The organism is Sphingomonas sp. 28-62-20 (genome assembly GCF_002281505.1).
Map to the genome: position 1 here is coordinate 1 of NZ_NCGH01000045.1, position 7,080 is coordinate 7,080.

Genomic DNA, 7,080 nt, shown 5'->3' on the forward strand with positions numbered 1-7,080 from the left:
GTAGGAAACAATGGCTAAAGCAAAGTTTGAGCGGACCAAGCCGCATCTCAACATCGGCACGATCGGCCACGTCGATCACGGCAAGACGTCGCTGACGGCTGCGATCACCAAGGTGCTCGCTGAGACCGGTGGCGCCACGTTCACCAGCTATGCCAATATCGACAAGGCCCCTGAAGAGCGCGAGCGCGGCATCACCATTTCGACCGCACACGTCGAATATGAAACGACGGCACGCCACTATGCGCACGTCGATTGCCCAGGCCACGCCGATTATGTGAAGAACATGATCACCGGTGCCGCCCAGATGGACGGCGCGATCCTGGTCGTTTCGGCCACCGATGGCCCGATGCCACAGACCCGCGAGCACATCCTGCTCGCGCGCCAGGTCGGCGTGCCGACGATGGTCGTGTTCATGAACAAGGTCGATCTGGTCGACGACGAGGAAATCCTCGAACTGGTCGAGCTGGAAATCCGCGAGCTGCTGTCGAAGTATGATTTCGACGGTGACAACATTCCGATCATCCGTGGTTCGGCCGTTTGCGCGCTCGACGACAAGCAGCCTGAGATCGGCCATGACGCCGTTCTGAAGCTGATGCAGGCTGTTGACGAATATCTGCCGCAGCCAGAGCGTCCGCTCGACAAGCCGTTCATGATGCCGATCGAAGACGTGTTCTCGATCTCGGGTCGTGGCACCGTCGTCACCGGCCGTGTCGAAACGGGCGTTGTGAAGGTCGGCGAGGAAGTCGAGATCGTCGGCATCCAGCCGGCCGTCCGCAAGACCGTCGTCACCGGCGTTGAAATGTTCCGCAAGCTGCTCGATCAGGGCCAGGCTGGCGACAACATCGGCGCGCTGATCCGCGGCGTTGGTCGTGAAGAAGTTGAGCGCGGCCAGGTGCTGTGCAAGCCCGGCTCGATCAAGCCGCACACCGACTTCCAGTCGGAAGTGTACGTGCTGTCGAAGGACGAGGGTGGCCGTCACACGCCATTCTTCGCCAACTATCGCCCGCAGTTCTACTTCCGCACCACGGACGTCACCGGCACCGTCGAGCTGCCTGAGGGCACCGAGATGGTCATGCCTGGCGACAACATCGCGCTCGGCGTCAAGCTGATTGCCCCGATCGCCATGGACGTTGGCCAGCGTTTCACGATCCGTGAAGGTGGCCGGACCGTTGGTTCGGGTATTGTCAGCGGCATCTCGAAGTAATATAGGCTCGCCTCCGCCCGATTCCCCAGTCGTCAAAAACCAGGGAATCGGGCGGTTGCTATTTTATGTAACGTGTAATCAGAGGCGGTGATCAGCCGCCCCGCTCTTTCGCATCGGTAGGGACTATGGAAACGCAGAATATTCGTATTCGTCTGAAAGCATTCGATCATCGCGTGCTCGATCAGGCAACCGGCGACATCGCCGATACGGCCCGCCGCACCGGCGCGCTCATCCGCGGTCCTATCCCTTTGCCGACGCGCATCGAGAAGACCGTCGATGCTTTGATGAAGCTCGATCTCGCAGCGGGCGTTGACGTGGAGATCAAGCTGGCCTAAAGGCCGCGCTCTCCAACGAGATTCGGCCCCGGTCAACGGGGCCAACGATAAGGGATACCGCCGGATTTATTCGGGCCCGCGTCCCCCGACACGCTTCCCAAACGGGAAGCACCAGCCCGGGTCGGGGCACGTACAAACATTTAGGGTTGAGGCACGCCCGCTCGGGAATAGTCCGGAGCGGGCCTCTGTTATTGAATGGAGCATGGATCATGCGCACTGGCGTGATCGCGAAGAAAATGGGGATGACCCGCTTGTTTAAGGACGATGGGCGCCATGTGCCCGTCACCGTCCTTTCGCTTGAAGGTCTCCAGGTCGTTGCCCGCCGCGAGGCCGACCGTGATGGTTATACTGCACTCCAGCTCGGCGCTGGTGTTGCCAAGGCGAAGAACGTCGCCAAGCCGCAGCGCGGCCATTTCGGCAAGGCCGAAGTGGAGCCCAAGGCGAAGCTGGCTGAATTCCGCGTATCCGAAGACGCCATGCTCGATGTGGGCGCCGAGATTTCGGCTGACCATTTCGTCGCAGGCCAGTTCGTCGATATTGCCGGCAACACGCAGGGCAAGGGCTTCCAGGGCGGCATGAAGCGCTGGGGTTTCGGCGGTCTGCGCGCAACGCACGGCGTTTCGGTCTCGCACCGTTCGCTCGGGTCGACCGGTCAGCGCCAGGATCCAGGCAAGGTCTTCAAGAACAAGAAGATGGCCGGTCACATGGGTGACAAGCAGCGCACCCAGCAGAATCTGGAAGTCGTTTCGACCGACGTCGAGCGCGGCCTGATCTTCATCAAGGGCTCGGTGCCCGGATCGAAGGGTGGCTGGCTCCTCATCAAGGACTCGGTGAAAATCGCGCGCCCTGAAGCCGCTCCCTATCCCGCCGGTCTCAAGACCGTCGCCAACAGCAATGAGGCTGCGGCCGAGACGCCCGTCGAAGACGTGGCGGCTCCCGAAGCCACCGACGGCCAGGAGGCCTGAACATGAAAATCAAGCTTCAGTCGCTTGACGGTGCCCAGGGCGCCGACATCGAACTCAGCGATGACGTGTTCGGCCTTGAGCCGCGCGCTGACATCCTGCACCGCGTCGTCACTTGGCAGCTCGAAAAGCGTCGCGGCACCGCCCGTGGCACCCGTGAGCGCGCCGATGTGGCCCGCACCGGCAAGAAGTTCGGTCGCCAGAAGGGCGGCGGTACGGCTCGTCACGGCGATCGCCGCGCCCCGGTGTTCATCGGTGGTGGTAAGGCGCACGGTGCCCGTGTTCGCGACTTCAACCCGTCGCTGAACAAGAAGGTTCGTGCGCTCGGCCTGAAGATGGCGCTGTCGTCGAAGGCGAAGGACGGCAAGCTGATCGTGATGGACAGCCTGGTCGTCGAAAATGCCAAGACGGCCGTGCTGTTCAACAACTTCAGCACCTTCAACGCCAGGACGGCGCTGGTGATCGACGGTGACATGGTCGAGGCAAGCTTCGCGCTCGCCGCCGGCAACCTCCGCCAGATCAACGTGATGCCGGCGGCAGGCGCCAATGTTTACGATATTCTCAAGGCTGACACCCTCGTGCTGACGCGCGCGGCAGTCGAAAAGCTGGAGGCGCGCTTCGCCCTCCCGGGAGGGGCGAACTAATGGCTAAGAAGGAAAAGGCAGCGATTGCGGTCCGTCATTATGACGTGATCGTCGCGCCGCACATCACCGAAAAGGCAACGTTGCTGAGCGAGCACAACGCGGTTGTGTTTCGCGTGGCGAACGATGCGACCAAGCCTGAGATCAAGGCCGCCGTGGAAGCGCTGTTCGACGTGAACGTCACTGGCGTGAACACGATCGTCCAGAAGGGCAAGACCAAGAAGTGGAAGGGCAAGCCCTACACCCGGTCTGATGTGAAAAAAGCGATCGTCACCCTGAAAGACGGGCAATCGATCGACGTGACGACGGGGATCTGAGGCAATGGCACTCAAGCATTATAACCCGACCAGCCCGGCACGCCGTGGCCTGATCCTGGTGGACCGTTCCGGTCTGCACAAGGGCGGCCCGGTAAAGGCGCTGACCGAAGGCAAGCGCAAGACCGGTGGCCGCAACAACAAGGGCCATGTCACCTCGCGCGGCATCGCCGGTGGCCACAAGCAGCGCTATCGCATCATCGATTTCAAGCGCCGCAAGTGGGACGTTGAAGGCACCGTGGCGCGGATCGAATATGATCCAAACCGCACCGCTTTCATCGCGCTCATCGAATATCCAGGCGACGAAGTCGTTTATATCCTGGCACCGCAGCGTCTGGCCGTCGGCGACAAGGTTGTCGCTGGCAAGAAGACCGACGTGAAGCCGGGCAATGCGATGGAGCTGGGCCAGATGCCCGTCGGCACCATCGTTCACAATGTCGAAATGAAGCCCGGCAAGGGTGGCCAGCTCGCCCGCTCGGCAGGCACCTATGTGCAGGTCGTCGGTCGCGACAAGGGCATGGTCATGGTCCGCCTCAATTCGGGCGAGCAGCGCTATATCCGCAGCGATTGCATGGCGACGGTGGGCGCAGTGTCGAACCCCGACAACGCCAACACGAACCTTGCCAAGGCTGGCCGCAACCGTTGGAAGGGCATTCGCCCGCTGACGCGCGGTGTCGCCAAGAACCCGGTCGACCATCCGCACGGCGGTGGTGAAGGCCGGACCTCGGGCGGTCGCCATCCGGTGACGCCATGGGGCAAGCCGACCAAGGGTGCGCGCACCCGTCATAACAAGGCGACGGACAAGATGATCATCCGCTCGCGTCACGCCAAGAAGAAGGGCTAACCGCTCATGGCACGTTCCGTCTGGAAGGGTCCGTTCGTGGACCTTCACCTCCTGAAGAAGGCGCAAACCGCTCAGGAAGCCAATAACCGCGCACCGATCAAGACCTGGTCGCGTCGTTCGACGATCCTCCCGGATTTCGTCGGCCTGACGTTCAACGTCTATAACGGCCGCAAGTTCGTGCCGGTTTCGGTCAACGAAGACATGGTCGGCATGAAGCTCGGCGAATTTGCGCCGACGCGCTTCTTCCCCGGCCACGCCGCCGACAAGAAGGGCAAGCGCTGATGGGCAAGGAAAAATCCCCGCGTCGCGTGGCTGACAACGAGGCTCTCTCGGTTGGCACGCAGATCCGTGGTTCAGCGCAGAAGCTGGGCCTGGTCGCGGCACTCATCCGCAACCGCAAGGTTGGCGATGCGATGAACATCCTGCAGTTTTCGAACAAGGCGATGGCAGTTGAGGCACGCAAGGTGCTGGCATCGGCAATTGCGAATGCAGAGAACAACCATAACCTCGACGTCGACGCCCTCGTCGTGTCGGAAGCATCGGTCGGCAAGTCGATCGTGATGAAGCGTTTTGCCACCCGCGGTCGCGGCAAGTCGACCCGCATCCTCAAGCCGTTCAGCCGGCTGCGGATCGTGGTGCGTGAGCAGGCAGAGGAAGCGTAATGGGTCAGAAGAGCAATCCGATCGGGCTTCGGCTGCAGATCAACCGCACCTGGGACAGCCGCTGGTATGCAGAAGGCGCCGATTATGGCCGCCTGCTGCTGGAAGACCTGCGCATCCGTGAGTTTATCATGAAGACGCTGCCACAGGCGGCGATTTCCAAGGTTGTCATCGATCGTCCAGCCAAGCTGTGCCGCATCTCGATCTTCGCCGCCCGCCCCGGTGTGATCATCGGCAAGAAGGGCGCGGACATTGAAAAGCTGCGCAAGACACTGGGCAAGATGACCTCGTCGGACGTCAGCTTGAACATCGTTGAAATCCGTAAGCCGGAAATCGACGCGAAGCTCGTCGCACAGGGTGTTGCCGATCAGCTCGAGCGCCGCATCGCGTTCCGTCGTGCCATGAAGCGCGCGGTTCAGTCGGCGCTGCGTCTCGGCGCAGAGGGCATTCGTATCACCTGCGGTGGTCGTCTCGGCGGCGCGGAAATCGCGCGCACGGAATGGTATCGCGAAGGTCGCGTGCCGCTCCATACGCTGCGCGCCAATGTCGATTACGCTGAGGCAACGGCACACACGGCTTATGGCGTGTGCGGCGTGAAGGTGTGGATCTTCAAGGGCGAAATCCTGGGTCATGACCCGATGGCGCAAGACCGGTTGATGATGGAAGCACAGACTTCCGGCGTCCGCCCGGCGCGCTGATAGGAAACTAGACAATGTTGCAGCCAAAAAAAACCAAGTTCCGCAAGGCGTTCAAAGGGCGCATTCATGGCAAGGCCACGGGTGGCTCGACGCTCAACTTCGGGTCCTATGGCCTGAAGGCGATGGAGCCTGACCGGATCACCGCGCGCCAGATCGAGGCGGCTCGCCGTGCGATCACGCGCCACATCAAGCGCCAGGGTCGGTTGTGGATCCGTATCTTCCCGGACGTGCCGGTCTCGTCCAAGCCTGCCGAAGTCCGCATGGGCTCGGGCAAGGGGTCGCCGGAGTTTTGGGCCGCTCGCGTCAAGCCGGGCCGGATTTTGTTCGAACTGGACGGCGTGCCCGGTCCGGTTGCCGCAGTGGCATTCGAGCGTGCAGCGATGAAGCTGCCGATCAAGGTTAAGGTTGTTGCCCGGCTTGGCGACACCTCGCACCTGGGAGCATGATGATGGCCGATGTGAAAGACATGCGGACCAAGTCCGACGATCAGCTGAGCGAAGAGCTTGGCAACCTGAAGCGTGAGGCGTTCAACCTGCGTTTCCAGGCCGCGACCAACCAGCTCGAAAAGCCGAGCCGGGTTCGCGAAGTCCGTCGCGGCATCGCCCGTATCAAGACTCTGCAGTCTGAGCGTTCGCGCTCGACCGCCAAGTAAGGAATTTAGACATGCCGAAGCGCGTGCTGACGGGGCTGATCGTCTCCGACAAGGGCGACAAGACGGTTGTGGTGAATGTCGAGCGCAAGGTGAAGCACCCGCTCTATGGCAAGATCATCCGTCGTTCGAAGAAGTATCACGCCCATGACGAGGCGAACGAGTTCAAGGCTGGCGAAACGGTGCGGATCGAAGAGATTGCGCCGATCAGCAAGCTGAAGACGTGGAAAGTGCTCGACCGGGTCAACACCCATGCGACGCCTGACCGGGTTGATGTCGACGCGTAACGGCGTTGTTTGATTTAGGCGGGGACCGGTCAGCAATCGGCCCCAAAGTGAAGAAGGAAGCGGATCAATGATCCAGATGCAGTCCAATCTCGAGGTCGCTGACAACAGCGGCGCGAAGCGGGTGCAGTGCATCAAGGTGCTGGGCGGCTCAAAGCGTCGCACGGCCGGTGTTGGCGACATCATCGTCGTTAGCATCAAGGAAGCGCAGCCCCGTGGCAAGGTGAAGAAGGGCGACGTGCACCGCGCCGTTATCGTGCGCACGGCGAAGGATATTCGCCGCGCCGATGGCTCGGTCATCCGGTTCGACACCAACGCAGCCGTGCTCGTCAACAAGAACGAAGAGCCGATTGGCACGCGTATTTTTGGCCCGGTGGTGCGTGAGCTCCGTGGCAAGAAGCACATGAAGATCATCTCGCTCGCGCCGGAGGTGCTGTGATGGCTGCGGCCAAGATCAAGAAGGGTGACACCGTCGTCATCCTGTCCGGCA

Annotated in this window: 13 protein-coding genes; all 13 read left to right on the forward strand. The window is 61.6% G+C overall.

Annotated elements, in window-relative coordinates; translation table 11 throughout:
* The first annotated feature begins 10 nt into the window (after window positions 1-10).
* The 13 genes from tuf to rplN all read left to right on the forward strand — a co-directional run bounded on the left by tuf (window position 11) and on the right by rplN (window position 7,029).
* Entirely contained in the window at window positions 11-1,204 is a 1,194-nt protein-coding gene (gene tuf / locus B7Y43_RS19475; RefSeq protein ID WP_374133337.1) for an elongation factor Tu, read from the forward strand.
* 125 nt (window positions 1,205-1,329) lie between these two features.
* The gene (locus tag B7Y43_RS19480) at window positions 1,330-1,539 is read left to right on the forward strand and encodes a 30S ribosomal protein S10 (protein ID WP_374133338.1); all 210 of its coding nucleotides are present in this window, start codon (window positions 1,330-1,332) and stop codon (window positions 1,537-1,539) included.
* A gap of 209 nt (window positions 1,540-1,748) precedes the next feature.
* Window positions 1,749-2,504 (forward strand): 50S ribosomal protein L3, encoded by a 756-nt coding sequence (gene rplC / locus B7Y43_RS19485; RefSeq protein ID WP_374133339.1) that lies wholly within the window; start codon window positions 1,749-1,751, stop codon window positions 2,502-2,504.
* 2 nt (window positions 2,505-2,506) lie between these two features.
* On the forward strand, window positions 2,507-3,145 hold the full coding sequence (gene rplD / locus B7Y43_RS19490) for a 50S ribosomal protein L4 (RefSeq protein WP_374133340.1): 639 nt from the start codon (window positions 2,507-2,509) through the stop codon (window positions 3,143-3,145).
* Window positions 3,145-3,459, forward strand: coding sequence for a 50S ribosomal protein L23 (locus B7Y43_RS19495; RefSeq protein ID WP_374133341.1), 315 nt, complete (start codon window positions 3,145-3,147; stop codon window positions 3,457-3,459). The genes rplD and B7Y43_RS19495 overlap by 1 nt, the downstream gene beginning before the upstream one ends.
* A 4-nt stretch (window positions 3,460-3,463) precedes the next feature.
* Window positions 3,464-4,300, forward strand: coding sequence for a 50S ribosomal protein L2 (rplB, locus tag B7Y43_RS19500; protein ID WP_374133342.1), 837 nt, complete (start codon window positions 3,464-3,466; stop codon window positions 4,298-4,300).
* A gap of 6 nt (window positions 4,301-4,306) precedes the next feature.
* On the forward strand, window positions 4,307-4,582 hold the full coding sequence (gene rpsS / locus B7Y43_RS19505) for a 30S ribosomal protein S19 (protein ID WP_374133343.1): 276 nt from the start codon (window positions 4,307-4,309) through the stop codon (window positions 4,580-4,582).
* Window positions 4,582-4,962, forward strand: coding sequence for a 50S ribosomal protein L22 (gene rplV, locus B7Y43_RS19510; RefSeq protein WP_374133344.1), 381 nt, complete (start codon window positions 4,582-4,584; stop codon window positions 4,960-4,962). Before rpsS ends, rplV begins: the two co-directional genes overlap by 1 nt.
* Window positions 4,962-5,657, forward strand: a complete 696-nt coding sequence (gene rpsC, locus B7Y43_RS19515; RefSeq protein ID WP_374133345.1) for a 30S ribosomal protein S3 — start codon at window positions 4,962-4,964, stop codon at window positions 5,655-5,657. The genes rplV and rpsC overlap by 1 nt, the downstream gene beginning before the upstream one ends.
* Before the next feature lie 14 nt (window positions 5,658-5,671).
* On the forward strand, window positions 5,672-6,103 hold the full coding sequence (gene rplP / locus B7Y43_RS19520; RefSeq protein WP_374133346.1) for a 50S ribosomal protein L16: 432 nt from the start codon (window positions 5,672-5,674) through the stop codon (window positions 6,101-6,103).
* A 2-nt stretch (window positions 6,104-6,105) separates the two neighbouring features.
* The gene (gene rpmC, locus B7Y43_RS19525) at window positions 6,106-6,309 is read left to right on the forward strand and encodes an uL29 family ribosomal protein (protein ID WP_374133347.1); all 204 of its coding nucleotides are present in this window, start codon (window positions 6,106-6,108) and stop codon (window positions 6,307-6,309) included.
* 11 nt (window positions 6,310-6,320) lie between these two features.
* Window positions 6,321-6,593: an uS17 family ribosomal protein gene (rpsQ, locus tag B7Y43_RS19530; RefSeq protein ID WP_374133348.1), complete on the forward strand. Its 273-nt coding sequence runs from the start codon at window positions 6,321-6,323 to the stop codon at window positions 6,591-6,593.
* A gap of 67 nt (window positions 6,594-6,660) precedes the next feature.
* On the forward strand, window positions 6,661-7,029 hold the full coding sequence (gene rplN / locus B7Y43_RS19535) for a 50S ribosomal protein L14 (RefSeq protein WP_066652133.1): 369 nt from the start codon (window positions 6,661-6,663) through the stop codon (window positions 7,027-7,029).
* Window positions 7,030-7,080 lie beyond the last annotated feature (51 nt).

What these genes read in the sequence shown, in the direction of transcription:
- tuf (WP_374133337.1), top strand. Translation starts at nt 11, where the DNA reads ATGGCTAAAGCAAAGTTTGAGCGGACCAAGCCGCATCTCAACATCGGC.
- B7Y43_RS19480 (WP_374133338.1), top strand. Translation starts at nt 1,330, where the DNA reads ATGGAAACGCAGAATATTCGTATTCGTCTGAAAGCATTCGATCATCGC.
- rplC (WP_374133339.1), top strand. Translation starts at nt 1,749, where the DNA reads ATGCGCACTGGCGTGATCGCGAAGAAAATGGGGATGACCCGCTTGTTT.
- rplD (WP_374133340.1), top strand. Translation starts at nt 2,507, where the DNA reads ATGAAAATCAAGCTTCAGTCGCTTGACGGTGCCCAGGGCGCCGACATC.
- B7Y43_RS19495 (WP_374133341.1), top strand. Translation starts at nt 3,145, where the DNA reads ATGGCTAAGAAGGAAAAGGCAGCGATTGCGGTCCGTCATTATGACGTG.
- rplB (WP_374133342.1), top strand. Translation starts at nt 3,464, where the DNA reads ATGGCACTCAAGCATTATAACCCGACCAGCCCGGCACGCCGTGGCCTG.
- rpsS (WP_374133343.1), top strand. Translation starts at nt 4,307, where the DNA reads ATGGCACGTTCCGTCTGGAAGGGTCCGTTCGTGGACCTTCACCTCCTG.
- rplV (WP_374133344.1), top strand. Translation starts at nt 4,582, where the DNA reads ATGGGCAAGGAAAAATCCCCGCGTCGCGTGGCTGACAACGAGGCTCTC.
- rpsC (WP_374133345.1), top strand. Translation starts at nt 4,962, where the DNA reads ATGGGTCAGAAGAGCAATCCGATCGGGCTTCGGCTGCAGATCAACCGC.
- rplP (WP_374133346.1), top strand. Translation starts at nt 5,672, where the DNA reads ATGTTGCAGCCAAAAAAAACCAAGTTCCGCAAGGCGTTCAAAGGGCGC.
- rpmC (WP_374133347.1), top strand. Translation starts at nt 6,106, where the DNA reads ATGGCCGATGTGAAAGACATGCGGACCAAGTCCGACGATCAGCTGAGC.
- rpsQ (WP_374133348.1), top strand. Translation starts at nt 6,321, where the DNA reads ATGCCGAAGCGCGTGCTGACGGGGCTGATCGTCTCCGACAAGGGCGAC.
- rplN (WP_066652133.1), top strand. Translation starts at nt 6,661, where the DNA reads ATGATCCAGATGCAGTCCAATCTCGAGGTCGCTGACAACAGCGGCGCG.